The organism is Pseudoalteromonas sp. MTN2-4 (genome assembly GCF_042848605.1).
In the GTDB taxonomy this organism is placed as follows: domain Bacteria; phylum Pseudomonadota; class Gammaproteobacteria; order Enterobacterales; family Alteromonadaceae; genus Pseudoalteromonas.
Genome location: NZ_BTGK01000001.1, coordinates 518,791 through 537,945, shown reverse-complemented (window position 1 = coordinate 537,945; position 19,155 = coordinate 518,791). Strand labels below are relative to the sequence as shown.

The window sequence follows — 19,155 nt, the reverse complement described above, 5'->3', positions numbered from 1 at the left end:
AAATTGACACCTATTGCTTTCCCTTTTAAATCAATTTCTTATAAGTATTTTTTTTGCTCTTCATTTTTAATTTTTCTCAGTTTCGGTTAATTTTATGTTGCAATAGTGTATTTATGTGGTTATTGTACTTTTCGAGGTACAAGAGATGCCTCAAGATCATTAATTATTATTAAAAGGAAAACAAAATGGAAAACATTCAACAACTTCCAGTAGAAAACAACGAAGAACTAAAATTAGACGAAATTCAAGAAGTTGAATCACATGTAGACCACGATTGGGAAGTTGGCGTTGGCTGCACAACACCTTTCTAATTGAGCTTTTAAAATAAAAAGAGAGAAATAGTATTTCTCTCTTTGTTGCGAATCTAATGAATAATAAAGAATCAAGATATCAACAAGAAAAAGCTAGGTTTTATGGTATTGCAAAGCAGGTTTGTAGCAGCAATCTAATTGAATCTCAACTTGATAAAGCATTTTCCCATTGGCTAGCTTACAGAAAATTACATGCAGACTTTTTAATTAATGGACCAGAAAGTCAATTCTATTTAAATTGCGATGTAAGCTTCGAAGACAGTGTCGAAGTCGAAAATAAAAATATATTTTTTTTGTTTCATTATGGCCCTTATTTCTCTGTTCCCCTTCACTTTGTAAAAAAATTTAATTTCAGTGGCGCGGCTTTTATTCTGACTTCACAGAGTATTGACTTTGGACTTGTAGAAAAATGTGCGCAAGCCTTTGGTTCAGAATTAGAACCAATTGTAATTGATGAATCAGGCTTGTTTGTGAAAAAAGTGCTCAAAGCAAAAAAAGCCGGAAAATGTATTTTCATATTGGTCGATCTACCAGCAGGTAGTGACGATAAAAATTATAAAATGTTTGATACCCACTTTGGCAAAATTAAGCATCGTTTGGGGTACATGCGTATCGCTTCGATGCTAAAACAAAAACCATCTTTAATACTACCTCAAGTAAGTAATGATTATAAAAAAATGTCTATTGGACAAGTTGAAATTAATAGTCATGATGAAGTTGTAGATGAATATGTAAAGTTGTTGGGTAATGACTTCAAGAATTTTGAGCGGGTTAATGAATTAGAGCGAATGTGTGAATTTAAATAGCGTAAGGATCTGCCAGAGTGAATACATTAGATGAGAGTTACATATTTAATTACAAGGAAAAATTAGATAATGGTCACGTTGTATCAATAAAAACGCTTCAAGACCGATATTTCCATATCCCAAAAGACATCTTTACGTTACTAGAAAAGCATTCTTCTAATACTGGTGAAATTTCTAATATGCTCAAGTCTGAGTATATTTCTGATTTACATAAAAAAGGTGTGATTTATAAAGCTAGTGAAATAGAGCATATCAGTGAGCACAATGGAGAGGAAGTTGAAGGTTTTGTTCTTTTAAAAGAGCGGCCTCTAAGCATTGCACTAAAGTTTTTCAGTTTATTTAGTAACGTAAGACTATTAATTCCTTACTTGGTGTTGATATTAGGTATCTCTTTTTACCTTTATGACACTAATAATATACTTACTGTCATACCTTCAGCGTCAGTTGGGATGGGATATGACATTTTGATTATGCTTATGTTGTATATATTTACCTCTGGCATTATTCACGAGTTGGGTCATAGCTCTTTGTTCTATAAATACCATGGTAAAGAAGCTCCAATTGGTGTCACATTTAACTATTGCTTTCCAGCATTTTTTTCTGATGTTAGAGATGCTGCATTACTTACAGACAAAAATAAAAAGTTAAAAATACTCTTTGCGGGTGTTTTCTATCAAATCATCTTCTTTCCTTTATTGGTTTTACCATTTTATTTTTGGTTAGGAGAGGTCGCGTTAGTCTTACTTTTTTATATGTTGGCAATACAAATTTTCTTTAATTTGGTTCCGTTTTTAAAAAACGATGGCTATTGGCTATACAAAGAAATGTTTTCAGCCAAGGAAAGGAAAAAAAGGATTCATTTTTTTACTTTTAGGTTATTTCTGGTACTTGGTATTGGATACATAAGTTATGTGGTTCTTCTTACTGGGTGGCATTTTTACTCGAATGTTGTCATTGAGGGAATTGCAGTGTTGGACCAACCAGCATTTGATATTTTTAGGCAGTTTTTGGTTAGTATGTATATTGTAGTTGGTTTATATAAATATCTTTCTCAAAGAGAAAGCGAGGGGGAAATGTGAGGGATTCATTATTAATTTTATGTTTAATTTGCTCATTTGCATCAAACGCGGAAGAGCCATATAAACTTGACCTATCCACATCATACATTGAAGGTTATAAAAGTTCAGTTAATGGCAATTCCTTTGATATTGATTCGTTTTTTGAGTATGGCTTAGGGGTTTCATACCAAGTTGAACTCAGTGAGTTTTGGAAAGCGGATTATAACATTGGTTTAACTTTCTCTGAGCAAGGCCCAGAAAGCCAATCTATATATGGGGCTTACACAGGTGTTGATTTTGAATATCAAAACTTTAGTGAACAAATAAAGCCTTTTTTGGGAATGCAAATACACAAGCCTCTAACATCGAGTAATACGATCGAAAATACCAGTAAGCTAAAAAAATCACTCGGGTTTAATTTCTATCCTGCAAAGGCTGCTTATTCTATTAGTTTTTCGGTTAGTCAGTCTGATTAGAGAGAATTATGGGTATTCTGAAAATATTTTTCGTTTCGAGTTTGATTCTGATTTCTGGCTGTACTGCGACGATTAAGAGCGAGAGTTTCATTACACAAGATAAAAACGTATCACCAATTACAGAAAATACAATACAAGACTGGCAGCGTGTTTTCTCAAATTATAATCTAAGTACGGTTAGCTTAGTATCAATTGATAGAGGCGCGACAATACAAGGTGTATTTTTTGATAGGAAAGATAGTACTGAGTTGATTTATTTTATTCCGGGTAATGGTATGAGTATCTCTAAAGGAGGGATTGATGCCATGAAAGATCTTGCCGAACTTGGTCACGACATGATTATTTTTGATCGAAGAGGCTTAGGAGCAAGTAGCGGGAATGCAAGTGTCGAAAATTTATTGACCGATGCTAATCAGCAAGTAGCCTACATACATCAAAATATTAAGCCGAGTAAGTTTACTGTACATGGCTATTCATTAGGTTCATTTATTGCTACACAGGTTGCAAAAACGCAAAACGTCGATGCACTTGTGTTACAAGGTGCTGCGACAAATGCACAAGAGTGGATTGATGAACGTTTGTCTTGGCTTATGAAACCATTCATCACAGTAAATGTGCAGAAAGAAATTGAAGCCCTTGATAATAAAGATATATTAGCAAACGACTACACAGGCCCTCTCTTAGTAATTAGTGCTGAATTAGATGAACAAGTACCAAGTAAACTGTCTCAATCTCTCTATGATAGCAGTTCATCCAATCGAAAAGAGTTGATATTAGTAAAAGGGGCCTCACATGGAAGCATGTTTTCAGACGAAACCACTTTGCTCAAGTATAAGAACTTTCTAAACTCATTCGTTAGTTCAAAACCACACACGTTATGACCTTAAAACCCTTATATTAACTTTATTTAGTGTATATGTTTTTAATGCCAGCCTTAACTTTAACCACAAGATGTTATCTTCTTATGTTAAGGCTTCACACATCAGCTTAAAGCTGGATGTATTGTTTATTAGCTATGTTAATTCCTAAGTTTTAATTAATACAACCAATAGATCAGGAGTCATGAATGCAGTCAATTATGATAGTGTTATTTGGTATTGCCGGCATGCTATTTGGCTGGTTTGTCTACTCTAAGTTCATCGCCACAAAGATTTTTAAAATGGACGATAACTTTGTTACCCCAGCCCATGAGCTTAACGATGGTGTTGATTATGTGCCAACCAATAAATTGGTACTTTGGGGGCATCATTTTACATCTGTTGCTGGAGCTGCACCGATTGTCGGGCCTGCGATTGCAGTTTATTGGGGTTGGGTACCAGCCGTACTTTGGGTCGTATTTGGTACGATTTTCTTTGCAGGTGTACATGATATGGGCGCACTTTGGGCTAGTACGCGTCACAAAGGCAAATCAATGGGCGCACTATCTGAAAGCGTAATAGGCAAACGTACGCGCGTGTTATTCATGATAGTAGTGTTCTTATTACTGCTTATGGTTAACGCGGTATTTGGTGTGGTTATCGCCAACTCATTAGTTGCAAACCCGAGTGCTGTTGTGCCTGCTTGGGCGGCCATTGTTGTCGCACTCATTATCGGCCAGTTATTAAAGCGTCAGATCCCGCTTATTCCACTGTGCGTGATTGGTGTTGCAGTACTTTATGCAACGATTTTCATGGGTGCAGAAATGCCTGTGTCATTACCAACAGAAATGTTTGGCTTAACTGACAAAGCGAACTGGATAGTCATTTTATTTATCTATGCAGCGGTTGCCTCACTGTTACCTGTTTGGATGTTATTACAGCCACGTGACTTTATTAATGGCATGCAGTTGTTAGTGGGTTTAGTGTTACTTTATGGCGCCGTATTTGTGGTGATGCCAGATATCACCGCACCTGCATTCAATACACAAACCGCCATCGATACTCCGAGTATTATTCCGCTGTTGTTTGTCACCATCGCGTGTGGAGCGGTATCAGGCTTCCATGGCATTGTGTCGTCTGGTACGAGTTCTAAACAGCTTGATAAAGAAACTGATGGCCGTTTTGTTGGTTACTTAGGTGCGGTAGGTGAAGGGTGTTTAGCACTGATCACGTTAGTTGCCGTAAGCGGTGTTATGTTAGCGGTGTCACCAGAAGAGTGGCACGAAATTTATAGCCATTTGGGGGCGGGAAGTGTGAGCGCCTTTATTACGGGTGGATCAAACCTTATCAGTGAAGGGTGGGGCTTCTCTGCTGAAATTGCAGCGACCTTACTGGCAGTAATGGTAGTGCTATTTGCCGGTACGACTATGGACTCTGGCGTGCGCTTACAGCGATATATCATCCAAGAGTGGGGCGATATTTATAACATTGGCGTGCTTAAGAATGGCTTAGTCGCAACCTTTGTCGCGGTGGCATGTTGTTTACTGCTTGCATTTGGTGCCGGTGGCGCGTCGGGTACGGGCGGCATGGTGTTATGGCCGCTATTCGGCTCGACTAACCAGATCTTAGCAAGTCTGACTTTACTCGTGCTGTCTGTGTACTTAATCAAACTAGGTCGACCGGCTAAATATACGCTTATTCCTATGGTATTTGTGATCTTGATGGCTTTCTTCGCGGGCTTAATTAAGCTGGTAGAATACTACGAGAAAGGCAACTGGTTGTTGGTGGTCTTAGACTTAATTGTGTTAGTAGTCAGTGTCTTGGTGATGCTTGAAGCTTGGTCGGTGATAGGCAAACACAAGCAGAATAAAACCAGCGACGAAGGCGAAACTGCGAATTAATCTCAATTGGTAGAAATAGCAAAGTAAATAACCGATAATTGGCCCTAATTGAATAACAATAAGGGCCTTTTTTATGTCTTTTCCTCTCGCGATTGCTTTTAACGGTAATCTTCCATCTGACGCAGATGCTGTCATTGTGATCACCGGCAATGTTGAAGATTTAGGTCAAGCAGAACTAAATGACATTGTTGCACCTGCACTGGCAATTGATGCACGCATTAAACAAAAAGCATCATTACTATTTGCAGAGAACTTACCGGGCAAACGTCTTATTGTGGCACCAACTGGACCATTAACGCGTGACTATGATGACGTACGTCGTATCTTCGAAGCAGCTAAAAGCGCTATCACCGAAGCCAAAGCGGCTGGTGTTACTCAGCCTGTGTTACAGCTTGCCTCTATTGCTGATGATGCGCGTTACTCACAAGCTTTAGAAGTTGCATTCTTAGGCATGTGCCAAGCGTTATGGCAGCCTCTTGAAGCAAGAGAATACCACGGTGAGAGCATTGAGCCTGTTAAGCAGGTATTTTTAGCGAGCGCTAGCGAAGAGCAAGTTAAGCAGTTAAATGCCATTGCAGCAGGCCAGTATGCGGCAAGAGATTTATGTGGCACTGAGCCTGAGCGTATGGCACCACCTAAATTTGCTGATTACTGTGTTGAGCTGTTAAAAGGCTCTGTCGTTGATGTTGAAGTGATCGACAGCATTGACACAATTAACAAAGACTACCCAATGCTTGCGACCGTTGCGCGCGCATCTTATGCGGTAGAACGTCATCATCCACGCGTTGTGAAAATGACCTATGAGCCTGAAGGAAGCGTTGAAAGAACCTTACTGTTCGTAGGTAAAGGCTTAGTGTATGACACAGGTGGTGCAGACCTTAAAGTCGGTGGTTTCATGGCAGGTATGAGCCGTGACAAAGGCGGTGCTGCATCGGTGGCAGGCTTCATGAAAGCAGTAGCTGATTATCAGCCTAAAGGCGTTAAAGTGATTGCATATTTAGCAGTTGTTCGTAACTCAATTGGCTCTGATTGTTTCGTACCAGATGAAATCATCACGTGTCGTGAGGGGTTACGTGTTCGCATCGGTAACACAGATGCAGAAGGCCGTCTGGCTATGGGTGATCTCCTGAGCGAAGTGAAAGACCTTGCGAAGAATGAAGTAAACCCTGAGCTATTTACTGTGGCAACATTAACCGGTCACGCTGCTCGTGCAGTGGGTCCTTACAGTGCGTACGTTGAAAATGGCCCAGCTCGCGCAGCTAATGTATCTCGCCAGATTGCTGACTTAGGTGACTTATGGGCTGATGCAGCAGAAGTAAATCGTAGCCGTCGAGAAGACTACGACTTCGTTCAGCCGCGCACACTAGCCGATGATGTACTTTCAAGTAACAATGCGCCATCAGCGGTTACAGCACGTGGTCACCAATTCCCGATGGCGTTCTTAGCGTTAGTGGGTGGTCTAGACAAGCACGGCTTAGACTCAGAGCAACCATTACCTTATGTGCACATGGATATTGCAGGTTCTGGTGTTGAGGGCGGTGATTGGCAGCATGGTAAGCCAACGGCTGCAACAGTCGCAAGTTTATTTGCTAGATACTGTTTGTAAATTAATAAAAGTAAAAAGGCGCATCATGCGCCTTTTTTTGTTTTTGTATGAGAACTATAACCAGCGGAGCGCTTGTTGTACGTCTTCTTGATAGTCGTTGACCGGTGAATTTCTGTCAGCCACCAAGATCATATTGGCTTTATCTTCACTTGAGATCACACCTGCAAAACGCGCATCGTTAAATTCACCCAATTGCTTGTCTTGAATATCACCTGAGTGCGGTACAACAAATACAGTAACAGGGCCGTGATCAGATTGAAAGATTAGATGTAAACTGCGTTGCCCTTTAAAATGACAAAAAGTCGCATAGGTCACTTTGCCAGGTAAAGACTCAAACTTAGCACCTAACATGGCAAGTTTCTCGTTGACCACTTGTAAATCAACCTCTTTGTCACGCTCAAGCGCTTTTACTTCATAATAAACATGTGCCAACGCATGTTCGCCAGCTTGTAGGTCATTTGAGCCACCCACACTCAAGAAATATAAGCTGACCGCCAATGTGATTGATGCCGCGGTCGCAAAAGGCTTGTTAAAACGGCCAAACCAGCCTTGCGTCACATTACTTGCAGGCGCGTTTTTGGTTTGCGTCATCAGCTTTTCAGTGAGATCTGGTGGTATGGGTATATCAAGTGCTAGGTTAATTTTGTCGTCTAACATCATTAGCTCATCTAGCAGCTTTTGATGTTCAGGGTTCTGCTGTGCAAACGCAATGACTTCTGGATCGTTGGGATCGGCAAATGCGCGACGACGAAATTCTAATTCATCCATCAGTTTGTAGCCCCCGTCATGGTTTGTGGTTGAGACATCAGTGCCTCTTTCAATTGGTTGCGTGCGCGATAAAGACGCGTCATTACAGTGTTCTTGTTCAGCTCTAAAATCTCAGCTATTTCATCACCAGAGCACCCCATGACTACTTGCAAAAGCAGCGGCTCTCTGTATTCAATCGAGAGCTGACTAATTTGTCTTTGGATCACCGTTTGTTCCATCTCTGAATCTAATGTGGTGCTTTGGTTATCGACTATGGTGTCGTTGTCGACGTCGGCATAATCGAATTGTTTACGTTCAAATCGTCTCGCATTTTCGCGACGTACTATGGTTAATAACCAAGGTTTTACCGCTGCCTCATCTTGTAAAGAATCTAAAGCTCGCCACGCACGCAAAAATGTCTCTTGTACTAAGTCTTCTGCTACGGTCGGATCTTTGCTAAGCCAGTAGGCAAAGCGATAAAGCTCCGTCTGATACTGCTTAACCAACTCTTCGTAGCGTTGTTGTTTTTTGGTCATACCCAATAGACCTTAGTAAGTAAGTTTTTCTTACACACTTTTCATAAAAATTTTCAGTACAGAGGTTGTAGCGAGCTACGTTTCTGATCTGCTTGGTTTTTCTCAATTTGAGATATGAGCTTAGCAATTTTCTCAAGATTTGCAGAAGCCGCCCCTTCACTATAAAGGGCTGCTTGTAAGTTTACAATTTCTGCTTTTAGCTCAGCGTTATCTAACTCTTTTAGCCACTGGCTAAAGGAGGTTGTAGTGAGCTCAGTAGTAACAAACTCACTTAATAACTGATAAAAGCGCGTTTTATCGTTCGCTTTAGCCGCTTGTGTTAGCAAGCTCAAACTCATTCTTGGTTTGAATGTGTCATTGGTTTCAGTTTCAATCGCAGGTTTTTTTTGAGCGATAAAACCAAGCCAAACAAAAATCAAAGTGAAAATCCAAAGCACATAGCCCGATACCAAAATGCCCCAATCAAGCAATGTCTTTTCAACGGGAACTTCAACAATCGTTGGCTCGATTGCCTGTTGATTTTGCAATGGTGCTGTCATGTTTGGTATAGCCGGAGCAGTTTGATTCGGATCAGCAATGACGGTCAGTGTACGAGCTGGCAAGGTCGCATATTGCACACGGTTAATCACTGTATTAAACCAAGGCAGTTTTACTTCAGGTAGGGTGTAAGTGCCTGGTATTTGAGGCACCAACGCATACGAGCTGACAAGTTGTGAGATCACTCGACCATCACGTGCAAGTTGGTTACGCTCGCTCTCATCAGGGTAACTTCTAAAGCCACCGACTTCTGGCAGGCGAATTTCAGGCAACTGCTCTTTGGTCACACCTAAAGCGGTCAGGGTAATAGTACGCGTGATGGGTGTACCAACCACGACTTCATCAGAGGTAGGCTGAAACTCTTCACTTAAATTGACTAATTCACTGGGTAACCATGCGCCATTGTAATCTTCAGGTACGGGTTGCACGTCAATTGTTTCAGCTGTGCCCATGGCAGAGACCGACATACGGCGATAATTCTCTCTAACTTGACCATTAAAAATTGGCGGTTCGATAGTATATTCACCACTTTTTTGAGGTTGAAGTAGATACTCTCGGCTAATGACCATATAACGGCGACCATCAACTACTTCATAGTCTTCTTTTTGCTTACCAAGAAGTGTGACTTGCGCGTCTTCCATAGCGGGTGCTGACAGTTGCCCGTCTAATAGGTCTTTACCTAAGTAAAGTTTAACCGTGTAAAGGCCTGCTTGTTGAACAAACAACTTGCTTGGCTTTAACTCGGTTTTGATAAAGATGTCTTTTTGTTCATCGGCATCGTTACTGCGTGCAACCACTTTTAGTTTGATTGGGTCGCTACTTTTACCAGAAACAGTGAAAGCTGGGATCGTAATGTCGCCCGCTTTACGCGACATGAGTTGCATTTGCCAAGTGGTTTCACTACTTGCTTGACCATTGATGATGCGAGTACTTGAGCCAGTATTAATTGGGCCCATCACAAAATCTCTCGCCAAGGCACTGGTATCAGGCTGCTGACCTGATGCACGGCCATCCGCTGAAATAGTCAGCGTAAAAAACTCACCCACTAAAACAGGATTTCTGTCGACCGATGCGGTTAACTTGTCAAAAGCGACGCTCGCTGTGCTAAACAGTAAAAATACACAGGCAATATAAAAACGGTTTACCATGATTGTTTAGATCCTCCAAGGCGACGTTGTTGGGCTCTTTTTTGGGCCTCTAAGCGCATTTTGTTTCGTAATAGAATGGCAGGGTCGTCAGGTACTTTCCTGAGTAACTGGTTTAACTGCTGCGCTTTTTCTTTCTCTTCAGGGGTCATTGGCTTAGCTTGAGCCGATTGCATCATTTGCTGCTGACCTTGTTGTTCATTATTGTCTGTGGCTTCTTGCGGCTGAGGTTGAGCTTGTTGCTCAGATTGCTCGCTGTCTTTTTGCTCTGCTTGATTTTGCCGTTGTTGAGCATCTGCTTGCATATCAGGCTTGTTTTGCTGATCAGAGTTTTGCTGCCCCGAGTTTTGTTGTTCGGCATCTTGCTCTGATTGTTCACCTTGTTGCTGGTCAGATTGCTCGCCAGACTCGCCTTGCTGCTGGTCTTGTTGACCTTGCTCAGACTTGTTTGATTGACCTTGTTGATCAGACTGTTCATCTGATTGCTGATCTTGCTCACTCTCTCCATCTTGAGATTGATTCTGTTGTTGCTGCTCTTGTTGTTGCTTCATTTGCTCTAGCAGGGCTTTGTTTTCTTTGGCTTGGTCAAAATCAGGATTTTGCTTTAGTGCTTTCTCGTAAGCGGCAATGGCTTCGTCCAGTTTGCCAAGCTGGGCAAGGGCATTACCATAATTGTACTGACCAATCGCCGAGGGGCTGTTTTTCAACACCGCAGCAGCTTGCTCATACTGGCCTTGTTTATAAAGTGCAGCGCCTTTTAAATCAGTGTTATCTGCGACAGCCGCTTTTTCAAACTCTTTAGATTGATATGCCGATAAGGCATTTTGATCGGTATTTTTAAACCAAGACTGCCAATCTGCTGCATAAACAGATTGAGACAGAGGCAGCATAAAGAACATTGCACATAATACCAATGCTGACTTGCGTAGTAGTAACAATGCCAATGGAATAAGTAAAATTAAGCCATATTTACCTGCATCAATGCGCCAAAGTATTTTGTTTTCTTCATCGTTTTGATCTGCTTCGCTGGAGCTCGCCGTTGGCGCAAACACTTGAATATCTTCAGCGCCGGGTGTGTATGCTGAAAATTGACCACCACTTATGGCAGCAAGATTTCTAAGGGGCGCCACATTCAACCTTGGAATGACTATTTCACCGCTGCGACCTTTCATAAATCCGCCTTCAGGCAAGGCAATCGGCGCACCTTGTGCGGTGCCGATGGCATAGATGCTTAATGTAAACTTACTGCTTTGCATGGCTTCTCTAACTTCGTCGACATCACTCTGTTCAAGCCCGTCAGTAATTAAAATAATCTCGCCTTGTAAGTAACCAGCCTGAGACAACAGTTGCATAGCTTGGTCGATACCTGCATACACATTTGAGCCTTTGCTAGGCATAATCTCTGGGCTAAGGCTTGGAATTAAATTACTTAATGTACTGGCGTCAGAAGTCAGTGGAGACACGGTAAACGCATCACCCGCGTAGGCAACCAATGCAGTTTCACCTTCTTTAAAAAGTTCGACCATATCGAGTGCTTTAAAGCGCGCTTGAGTGAGTCGGTCGGGTTTAATGTCGGTTGAGAACATCGAATAAGACATGTCCATCACAACCACACGCGCTTGTTTTGACTTAAATACCGGCACTTCTTGTTTTTCAAAGCTAGGGCCTGCAATAAAAATAATGCATAGCAAAGTAAATAGCGCCAGCAGCCACGGGTTTGTTTGTTTGCTTGCTTTACCTTCGGTTAGCATCGCATGTGCTAAATGGGGCGCAATTAATCCTGATTTATTGCTGCGGCTCTTATTGAGCACTTGTACTGTGGTTAAAATGGCCCAAGGGATAATTAAAAGTAACAGTAGGGGCCTTAAAAATTCAAATTCCATCATTAAGCCTCCTTACCAGAACGAGAAAGCAGTCGTGCAAGATTAACGTACAGTTGATTAAGCATGAGTAATGCCAGCGCCGCTGCTAGGGGCCAAAAGAACAAAGCGATTTGCGGTCTGAAGGTTTCATTTTCGTCGCTGATAGGTTCTAGTTTATCCAGCTCTTGATAGATTTGCTGAAGCCCTGCGACGTCTTTTGCTCTAAAATATAAGCCGCCAGTTTCGGTGGCAATTTTATTTAACGTGGCTTCATCAATGTTGCTGCCGCCGATCCCGCCCATGCCAAATAGACTAAAGCCGCCACGACCATCCGAGCCAACGCCAACGGTGTAAACCTTAATGCCTTCTTCACGCGCTAAAATAAGGGCTTCATCAGGCTCCAAGTTACCCGCGGTATTTTGACCATCGGTCAGCAATATGAGAATACGGTTACTGTCTTGTTTTTGACTAAAACGTTTTACGGCTAGACCCAAAGCGTCACCGATTGCAGTGGCGCGACCCACTAGGCCTATTTGCGATTCGCTGAGCATTTGACTTACCGTATCTAAGTCACGGGTAAGGGGCGTTTGTAAAAAAGCGGTATCGGCGAATAAAATCAGACCCAGGCGATCGCCCTGACGCTGTTCGATAAAGTCACCTAAAACCGCTTTTACTACTGAAAGCCTATCAACATAACGGCCTTGGTACTCCATATCTTGCTCAGTCATTGAACCCGATAAATCCACGGCCAGCATAATATCGCGACCTTCAGTAGGTAAAGTAACTGGGTCGTCTAAGTATTGTGGGTTAGCCGCAGCAATGACCAAACATACCCAAACTAGGGCTTCGAACCAGTTGGTTTTTTGCTTTGATTCTTTGAGGCTAGGCGCCAGTTTAGAAAAGTGAGCAAACATAGGCATACGCAGCCTTTGTTTTACTTGCTCAGTACTGGCGGTAAAACGCCTTAAAATCCAAGGCAGGGGTAACAGTAAAAACGCCCAAGGCCAGCTAAATTCAAACATCAATGGCCTCCTTGAGTTTTAGATTTTTGATGGCGTTAAAGATTTGCTTGGCTAATTCTGGGTTGTTCTTTGGGCCATATAAGCTGTGTAACGCCTGCTCAGAAAACTGTTCGCCACTGAGTGTATTTAAAATGCTTTGCCACTTTTTAGTAGGCAATGAAGTCAAAGGCGCACCGTAATAATGTTTTACGAGGCGTTTTAGTATTATATGCAGTTGCTGCGCATCATCACTTTGTTGTTTAGCCAGCTCTATAGCGGCTTTTTTGACTTTTAAAAATTGCTGGCGTTTATAAAGCCATATGCCAAGCGTGACGAGCAAAGTAAGTGAAGTGACTATCACTGCCCAAGTTGGCAGCGACAATGGCCACCAAGCCACTTGCTCCGGCGGTAAAACATCATGAAGTGCGTCGAGTGGTGAAGCTTGCATCGGTTAAAGTCTCACTACTTGCTGTTCAATAGGGTGGGCTGCTGAAAAGTTCAACATACTCATGCCTGTGCGTTGTAATCGTTGAAAGCGTTGGTTAAACACTTGCGCGGTTTGCTCAGCAAACTTGTCTCTAAATTGTTTATTCATCAGTGGCAGCGTCCAAGATTGGCCTTCGGCATCGACCTTGATGGCATCTTGGTAGGCAGGCAACTGATGTTCGAACGGATCGCTTACCTGACAACCAATCAGTTCACAGTGGCGCGCTAGACGTTCAAGCTGTTTGAAGTCGGCTTCTTGTAGGTGATTAAAGTCAGAGATGAGGTAAATTAAGCTGCCCGGTTTGGCTAAGTGCGTTAAGCGTTTTAAGTTATCGGAAAAACGATTCTCAGCGTTTTGTTCACGGTTAGCAAAGGCTTGTTTGTGAATGTCGACCAATTGATGACTTAACGATAGCACGCCTTTATCACGTGCTGTAGGTTTTAATTCATGATGGGCGTATTCACTAAAGACAATGCCGCCTAAACGATCGCCACGTTGACATGCTGACCAAGCCACAAGTGCACTCAAATGTGCGGCTTGCACAGATTTCAGTAAAAGCTGCGAACCAAACAACATACTGTTTGATAAATCGGTGAACACAAACACCGGTCGCTCTTTTTCTTCTTGATAGAGCTTAGTGTGAGTAATGCCTGTACGGGCCGTGACACGCCAGTCGATGGCACGAATGTCGTCACCATATTGATATTGACGAACTTCAGCAAACTCCATCCCGCGGCCTTTATGTGGCGCAAGGTATTGGCCTGCTTGGCTGCTTTGAATGCGTTTTTTCGGTTTTAACGACAAAAGATGCGCTTTAGATTTGTAGTAAAGCAATTCTTTTAAGTCGAGTTCGGCGCCATTACTGTGGCACTGAGTTAACCATTGCGCGGTATCGAATACGGCTTGCTGCATCATTATGGCACAGGGACAAGTTCAAGAATACGGCTGATCACTTGGTCTTTACTGATACCATCAGCTTGCGCTTCGTAACTTAAAATAATGCGATGACGCAATACATTATGCAGTACAGCTTGAATATCATCTGGCGTCACAAAATCGCGTTCATGTAACCATGCGTGTGCGCGGGCACACTTATCAAGGGCGATAGTAGCTCGTGGGCTGGCGCCAAACTCAATCCAACGACCCAGTTGCTCATCAAGTTTTGCAGCTTCACGAGTGGCTATGATCAGTTGCACAAGATACTGCTCTAGCGGCTCAGCAAGATGCATCGATAACACTTTCTTACGTGCTTCAAATAAGGTGTTTTGACTAATGGCGGTGAAATCAGCTTGATGCTCTTCTAACGCTTCGCCTCGGGTTAAACGTAGAATGGCCAGCTCGTTTTCAGCGCCCGGATAGTCGATGTTTAAATGCAATAAGAAACGGTCTAATTGTGCTTCCGGCAGAGGGTATGTGCCTTCTTGCTCCAGCGGGTTTTGCGTTGCCATCACCATGAACAGATCTGACAGCGGATAGGTGTTTTTACCAACCGTCACTTGACGCTCAGCCATGGCTTCTAACAGCGCTGATTGTACTTTGGCTGGTGCACGGTTAATTTCGTCGGCTAAGATAAGATTGTGAAATAGCGGGCCACTTTCGAAAACGAATTCATTGGTTTGCTGACGATAAATGTCAGTACCTGTGACATCGGCTGGTAATAAGTCTGGGGTAAATTGCACACGTTGGAAAGTGCCTTCTATGCCTTTAGCGAGGGCGTTAACAGCACGGGTTTTTGCAAGTCCCGGCGGGCCTTCAACCAATAGGTGGCCGTCTGCAAGCATCGCAATAAGTAGCGCTTGGGTCAGTTCTGGTTGACCAATAATCTGCGTATCTAAATATTTTTTCAGAGCTGAGAATTCATTTACTGCCATGGTTTGTCCTTTGCTGACAAAATTTTTTGCTTAATTTATAAGGATTCTATCGTTACTTCTCAAGTGTTTGCTATCAATAAACACGAAATTTAAAGGAAGATTACGATATTGATTAGACTGCACTACATCAAATAGTTCCATTGTTTTGTAAAGATATTTTGCGTCTGGTTAAAAAAACATCTAGGGTTGAGTTTGGTGCTCAATTTATAGCCGAATTAAAATTTTTATTGGCATATTTTTGTTGGTTGTTTAGAATCGATGTAAATTCAACAGGTCAGACCTGTCAGCGGGAGAGCAAATTCAATGTCTGAACAAAACATACTAAAAACAAGAAAAGGCGATAGAATCGCGATTGTCAGCGGTCTTCGTACCCCATTTGCCAAGCAGGCAACAGCATTCCACCATGTTCCAGCGCTAGACCTAGGCAAACTTGTCGTTAATGAGATGCTTGAGCGTCTTAACTTTGATAAAAATGAAATTGACCAACTGGTTTTTGGTCAAGTAGTACAAATGCCTGAAGCGCCAAACATCGCGCGTGAAATCGTACTAGGTACAGGTATGCCAGTATCGGTAGATGCTTATTCAGTATCTCGAGCATGTGCGACCAGCTTCCAAGCCATTGCCAACGTCGCAGAGTCTATTGTGGCGGGTAACGCCCATGTTGGTATTGCAGGTGGTGCAGATTCTTCTTCTGTATTGCCAATTGGTGTAAGCAAAAAGCTAGCTGGCAGCTTAGTTGATTTAAACAAAGCGCGTACATTAGGCCAGCGCCTTAAAATTTTCAGCAAACTTCGTCTTAAAGATTTATTACCTGTACCGCCAGCGGTGGCTGAGTATTCAACTGGTTTATCAATGGGTCAAACGGCTGAGCAGATGGCTAAAACGCATGGTATTAGCCGCGCAGATCAAGACGCATTGGCACACCGTTCACACTCGTTAGCGAGTAAAGCATGGAATGATGGCCTACTTGCAGATGAAGTGATGGCGGCACATGTACCACCTTATAAGTCTTTCATCGAACAAGATAACAACATTCGTCATAACTCAACCATCGAAGGTTATGCAAAGCCTCGTCCTGTGTTTGATAGACAACACGGTTCTGTAACTGCCGCAAACGCAACACCGTTAACAGATGGCGCAGCAGCAGTACTGATGATGAGTGAAAGCAAAGCCAAGGCGCTTGGTTATGAGATCCTTGGTTATGTACGTAGTTTTGGTTTCTCGGCAATTGGCGTACACGAAGATATGCTAATGGGTCCAGCGCACTCAACGCCTATCGCGTTAGACAGAGCGGGGATCACCTTACAAGATTTAGATTTAATTGAAATGCACGAAGCATTTGCTGCGCAAGCACTTGCAAACATGAAGATGTTTGGCAGTGATAAGTTTGCGCAAGAAAAACTAGGTCGCTCGAAAGCGATCGGTGAAATTGATATGGATAAGTTTAACGTTAACGGTGGTTCACTGGCTTATGGTCACCCATTTGCAGCGACTGGCGCACGTCTTATCACACAGAGCTTAAATGAATTAAAACGCCGTGGTGGCGGGTTAGCACTGACAACTGCATGTGCTGCAGGTGGTCTTGGTGCGGCCTTCGTATTGGAGAGTGCATAATGTCAGTATTTAGTTATGAGCTAACGGATAGCAAGGTTGCAGTTGTAACCATTGATGTTGCCGATGAGAAAATGAATACCTTGCGTGCAAGTTTTGCTGATGACCTATCGGCAATCTTAAAGCAGGGCCGTGATGATAACATTACAGGTATGGTGTTCATCAGTGGTAAAAAAGATAACTTTATCGCAGGTGCTGATATCAAAATGCTAGATAGTGCAAAAACGCGTAATGATGCGTTAGAGCTATCTGAAATGTGTCAGCAAGCTTTCTTCACTATGGCAAATCAAGCATACCCGACGGTTGCTGCAATCCATGGTGCAGCATTAGGTGGTGGTCTCGAGTTTGCCCTTGCCTGTGATTACCGTGTATGTACAGACAGCGACATCACAAAACTAGGTTTACCAGAAGTACAGCTAGGTTTATTACCAGGTGGTGGCGGCACACAACGTTTACCAAAACTTGTGGGTATTCAAAAGTCGCTAGAGTGGATGCTTACAGGTAAGCAAGTACGTGCTTATCAAGCTAAAAAAGCAGGCCTTGTGAATGATTGTGTACCACAAAGCATTTTGCTTGATGTGGCAACCAAGTTTGCTACAAAAGGCAAAGCAAAACCATCTCAGCCAAAACTAGATAAGTTAAGCTGGGCGCTTGAGTCAAACCCATTTGGTCGTAACATCATCTTCAAAAAAGCAGAAGAAGGTGTATTAAAGAAAACGGGCGGCCATTACCCTGCACCAATTAACATAATTAAAGCCGTGCGTGCCTCTGTTGAGCTTGATCCAATGAAAGCTTACAAAACAGAAGCAGAAGGGTTTGCTGACTTAGTAATGACCGAGGTGTCTAAGTCACTACGTGGTATTTTCTTCGCGACCACTGAAATGAAAAAAGACTACCAAGACGATGTCGCAAAAGTGAAGCGAACTGCTGTACTTGGTGGTGGTTTAATGGGCGCAGGTATTGCCCATGTAAGTGCGGTTAAAGCTAAAGCCTTAGTGCGCGTAAAAGATGTGGCGCAGCAAGGTGTGAGCAATGCACTTAACTACAGCTACAAGATTTTATCTAAGCGTCAGAAGCGTCGCATCATGTCTCATGCCGACGTACAGCAAACCATGAACCGCATTACGGGCTCGACTGATTACTCAGGTTTTAAGCACGTTGATATGGTGATTGAAGCGGTGTTTGAAGACTTAAACCTTAAGCAAAGTATGGTGGCTGAAATTGAACAAAACTGTTCAGCAGAAACTATTTTTGCTAGTAACACCTCGTCACTACCGATTGCGCAAATTGCTGAAAAAGCAGAGCGCCCAGAGAACATCATTGGCTTACATTACTTCTCACCGGTAGAAAAAATGCCATTGGTTGAGATCATTCCTCATGACGGCACTTCTGAGCAAACTATTGCGCGTACGGTTCAATTTGCCCGTAAGCAAGGCAAAACACCTATCGTGGTAAAAGACAAAGCGGGCTTCTACGTAAACCGTATTTTAGCGCCTTACGTGAATGAAGCGGCAAATCTATTGCTAGCAGGTGAGCCAATCGAGAAGATTGATGCCGCACTGGTTGAATTTGGTTTCCCAGTTGGTCCATTGGCACTGCTTGATGAAGTAGGTATCGACATCGGTTCTAAGATTGCACCAATTCTTGAAAAAGAGCTGGGCGATCGCTTCAAAGCACCCGATGCGTTTAATCGTTTAATCGACAGCAAACGTTTAGGTCGTAAGACAGGTCGTGGTTTCTACAAGTACGACAAAAAAGGCAAGAAAGTCGATGAGTCTGTATACGAGCTCCTTGGTGTAACGCCAAGCCCACGCTTGAATAAGAAAGAAATCGCAGATCGCTGTGTGTCTTTAATGCTTAATGAAGCAGCACGCTGTTTAGATGAAGGCATTATTGCTAACGAGCGCGATGGTGATATCGGCGCAATCTTTGGTATTGGTTTCCCTCCATTCTTAGGTGGCCCTTTCACTTACATGAATAAGATGGGGATTGAAAACCTGTGTTCACAGTTAGCAACGTTCGCGAACGACAACCCGGTATTCACGCCTGCTGAGTGCTTAATGCCAGCTGAGACTGCTAAGCCTGAACTTGAAGTGGTTGCTGAAGCAGAAGACGTTATCGAAACGGCAGCTGAAGAAGTTAAGACTGAAGAAGAAAAAGTTGAAGCTGAGCCAGAGGCTGTAAAAGTTGATGAATCTAGCACAGGTGACAACTTGAAGGCATCAGAAAAGCCAGCTTAATAACAAGATAACTAAGTTATATAAACAGTTATTTCCCTACATTGTTTTAAATCTAAAGGCGTCGTCAGACGCCTTTTTTCGTATCAGCAGAAATGAGTGAGGC

At 42.7% G+C, this 19,155-nt stretch carries 17 protein-coding genes; 9 read left to right on the top strand and 8 right to left on the bottom strand.

All coding sequences use genetic code 11. From position 1 onward, the window contains the following. The first annotated feature begins 185 nt into the window (after window positions 1-185). From ACGHEH_RS02515 to ACGHEH_RS02485, 7 genes are all read left to right on the top strand, one after another. Window positions 186-311 carry a hypothetical protein gene (locus ACGHEH_RS02515; protein WP_390441558.1) on the top strand — a complete coding sequence of 42 codons (126 nt, stop codon included), beginning with the start codon at window positions 186-188 and terminating at the stop codon, window positions 309-311. Window positions 312-367: 56 nt separating this feature from the next. Beyond that, on the top strand, window positions 368-1,117 hold the full coding sequence (locus ACGHEH_RS02510; protein ID WP_390441556.1) for a hypothetical protein: 750 nt from the start codon (window positions 368-370) through the stop codon (window positions 1,115-1,117). A 17-nt stretch (window positions 1,118-1,134) separates the two neighbouring features. Beyond that, window positions 1,135-2,196 (top strand): hypothetical protein, encoded by a 1,062-nt coding sequence (locus ACGHEH_RS02505; RefSeq protein WP_390441553.1) that lies wholly within the window; start codon window positions 1,135-1,137, stop codon window positions 2,194-2,196. After that, window positions 2,193-2,651, top strand: a complete 459-nt coding sequence (locus tag ACGHEH_RS02500; RefSeq protein WP_390441550.1) for a hypothetical protein — start codon at window positions 2,193-2,195, stop codon at window positions 2,649-2,651. Before ACGHEH_RS02505 ends, ACGHEH_RS02500 begins: the two co-directional genes overlap by 4 nt. Window positions 2,652-2,659: 8 nt before the next feature. Then, window positions 2,660-3,532 carry an alpha/beta hydrolase gene (locus ACGHEH_RS02495; RefSeq protein ID WP_390441548.1) on the top strand — a complete coding sequence of 291 codons (873 nt, stop codon included), beginning with the start codon at window positions 2,660-2,662 and terminating at the stop codon, window positions 3,530-3,532. A 185-nt stretch (window positions 3,533-3,717) separates the two neighbouring features. Beyond that, the gene (locus ACGHEH_RS02490; protein WP_390441546.1) at window positions 3,718-5,409 is read left to right on the top strand and encodes a carbon starvation protein A; all 1,692 of its coding nucleotides are present in this window, start codon (window positions 3,718-3,720) and stop codon (window positions 5,407-5,409) included. 73 nt (window positions 5,410-5,482) lie between these two features. Next, window positions 5,483-7,015 carry a M17 family metallopeptidase gene (locus tag ACGHEH_RS02485; RefSeq protein WP_390441544.1) on the top strand — a complete coding sequence of 511 codons (1,533 nt, stop codon included), beginning with the start codon at window positions 5,483-5,485 and terminating at the stop codon, window positions 7,013-7,015. 54 nt (window positions 7,016-7,069) lie between these two features. Here the strand turns inward: ACGHEH_RS02485 and ACGHEH_RS02480 are convergent, their stop codons facing one another. From ACGHEH_RS02480 to ACGHEH_RS02445, 8 genes are read right to left on the bottom strand one after another with little or no spacing between them, the layout of a single operon-like run. Beyond that, the gene (locus ACGHEH_RS02480; RefSeq protein WP_390441540.1) at window positions 7,070-7,783 is read right to left on the bottom strand and encodes a DUF3379 family protein; all 714 of its coding nucleotides are present in this window, start codon (window positions 7,781-7,783) and stop codon (window positions 7,070-7,072) included. Further along, window positions 7,783-8,298, bottom strand: a complete 516-nt coding sequence (locus tag ACGHEH_RS02475) for a sigma-70 family RNA polymerase sigma factor (RefSeq protein WP_390441537.1) — start codon at window positions 8,296-8,298, stop codon at window positions 7,783-7,785. The genes ACGHEH_RS02480 and ACGHEH_RS02475 overlap by 1 nt, the downstream gene beginning before the upstream one ends. A 53-nt stretch (window positions 8,299-8,351) precedes the next feature. Continuing rightward, window positions 8,352-9,983 carry a BatD family protein gene (locus tag ACGHEH_RS02470; protein ID WP_390441535.1) on the bottom strand — a complete coding sequence of 544 codons (1,632 nt, stop codon included), beginning with the start codon at window positions 9,981-9,983 and terminating at the stop codon, window positions 8,352-8,354. After that, window positions 9,977-11,863 carry a VWA domain-containing protein gene (locus ACGHEH_RS02465; protein WP_390442396.1) on the bottom strand — a complete coding sequence of 629 codons (1,887 nt, stop codon included), beginning with the start codon at window positions 11,861-11,863 and terminating at the stop codon, window positions 9,977-9,979. Before ACGHEH_RS02465 ends, ACGHEH_RS02470 begins: the two co-directional genes overlap by 7 nt. Before the next feature lie 2 nt (window positions 11,864-11,865). Continuing rightward, on the bottom strand, window positions 11,866-12,864 hold the full coding sequence (locus tag ACGHEH_RS02460; RefSeq protein WP_390441533.1) for a VWA domain-containing protein: 999 nt from the start codon (window positions 12,862-12,864) through the stop codon (window positions 11,866-11,868). Continuing rightward, window positions 12,857-13,291 (bottom strand): DUF4381 domain-containing protein, encoded by a 435-nt coding sequence (locus ACGHEH_RS02455; RefSeq protein WP_390441530.1) that lies wholly within the window; start codon window positions 13,289-13,291, stop codon window positions 12,857-12,859. The genes ACGHEH_RS02460 and ACGHEH_RS02455 overlap by 8 nt, the downstream gene beginning before the upstream one ends. 3 nt (window positions 13,292-13,294) lie before the next feature. Beyond that, window positions 13,295-14,242, bottom strand: a complete 948-nt coding sequence (locus ACGHEH_RS02450) for a DUF58 domain-containing protein (protein WP_390442394.1) — start codon at window positions 14,240-14,242, stop codon at window positions 13,295-13,297. Between the two features lie 2 nt (window positions 14,243-14,244). Then, window positions 14,245-15,201 (bottom strand): MoxR family ATPase, encoded by a 957-nt coding sequence (locus ACGHEH_RS02445; protein WP_130255485.1) that lies wholly within the window; start codon window positions 15,199-15,201, stop codon window positions 14,245-14,247. 303 nt (window positions 15,202-15,504) lie between these two features. Here ACGHEH_RS02445 and fadI point away from each other — a divergent pair, with 303 nt between their 5' ends. Further along, a complete protein-coding gene (fadI, locus tag ACGHEH_RS02440; RefSeq protein WP_138562208.1) occupies window positions 15,505-16,815 on the top strand; it encodes an acetyl-CoA C-acyltransferase FadI in 1,311 nt (436 codons plus the stop codon). Then, window positions 16,815-19,052, top strand: coding sequence for a fatty acid oxidation complex subunit alpha FadJ (gene fadJ / locus ACGHEH_RS02435; protein WP_390441526.1), 2,238 nt, complete (start codon window positions 16,815-16,817; stop codon window positions 19,050-19,052). Before fadI ends, fadJ begins: the two co-directional genes overlap by 1 nt. Window positions 19,053-19,155: the final 103 nt, after the last annotated feature.

Coding starts and splice junctions, on each gene's coding strand:
- ACGHEH_RS02455 (WP_390441530.1), bottom strand. CDS start 13,291: ATGCAAGCTTCACCACTCGACGCACTTCATGATGTTTTACCGCCGGAG.
- ACGHEH_RS02515 (WP_390441558.1), top strand. CDS start 186: ATGGAAAACATTCAACAACTTCCAGTAGAAAACAACGAAGAACTAAAA.
- ACGHEH_RS02470 (WP_390441535.1), bottom strand. CDS start 9,983: ATGGTAAACCGTTTTTATATTGCCTGTGTATTTTTACTGTTTAGCACA.
- fadJ (WP_390441526.1), top strand. CDS start 16,815: ATGTCAGTATTTAGTTATGAGCTAACGGATAGCAAGGTTGCAGTTGTA.
- ACGHEH_RS02465 (WP_390442396.1), bottom strand. CDS start 11,863: ATGGAATTTGAATTTTTAAGGCCCCTACTGTTACTTTTAATTATCCCT.
- ACGHEH_RS02450 (WP_390442394.1), bottom strand. CDS start 14,242: ATGCAGCAAGCCGTATTCGATACCGCGCAATGGTTAACTCAGTGCCAC.
- ACGHEH_RS02510 (WP_390441556.1), top strand. CDS start 368: ATGAATAATAAAGAATCAAGATATCAACAAGAAAAAGCTAGGTTTTAT.
- ACGHEH_RS02445 (WP_130255485.1), bottom strand. CDS start 15,201: ATGGCAGTAAATGAATTCTCAGCTCTGAAAAAATATTTAGATACGCAG.
- ACGHEH_RS02475 (WP_390441537.1), bottom strand. CDS start 8,298: ATGACCAAAAAACAACAACGCTACGAAGAGTTGGTTAAGCAGTATCAG.
- fadI (WP_138562208.1), top strand. CDS start 15,505: ATGTCTGAACAAAACATACTAAAAACAAGAAAAGGCGATAGAATCGCG.
- ACGHEH_RS02480 (WP_390441540.1), bottom strand. CDS start 7,783: ATGGATGAATTAGAATTTCGTCGTCGCGCATTTGCCGATCCCAACGAT.
- ACGHEH_RS02485 (WP_390441544.1), top strand. CDS start 5,483: ATGTCTTTTCCTCTCGCGATTGCTTTTAACGGTAATCTTCCATCTGAC.
- ACGHEH_RS02460 (WP_390441533.1), bottom strand. CDS start 12,864: ATGTTTGAATTTAGCTGGCCTTGGGCGTTTTTACTGTTACCCCTGCCT.
- ACGHEH_RS02490 (WP_390441546.1), top strand. CDS start 3,718: ATGCAGTCAATTATGATAGTGTTATTTGGTATTGCCGGCATGCTATTT.
- ACGHEH_RS02495 (WP_390441548.1), top strand. CDS start 2,660: ATGGGTATTCTGAAAATATTTTTCGTTTCGAGTTTGATTCTGATTTCT.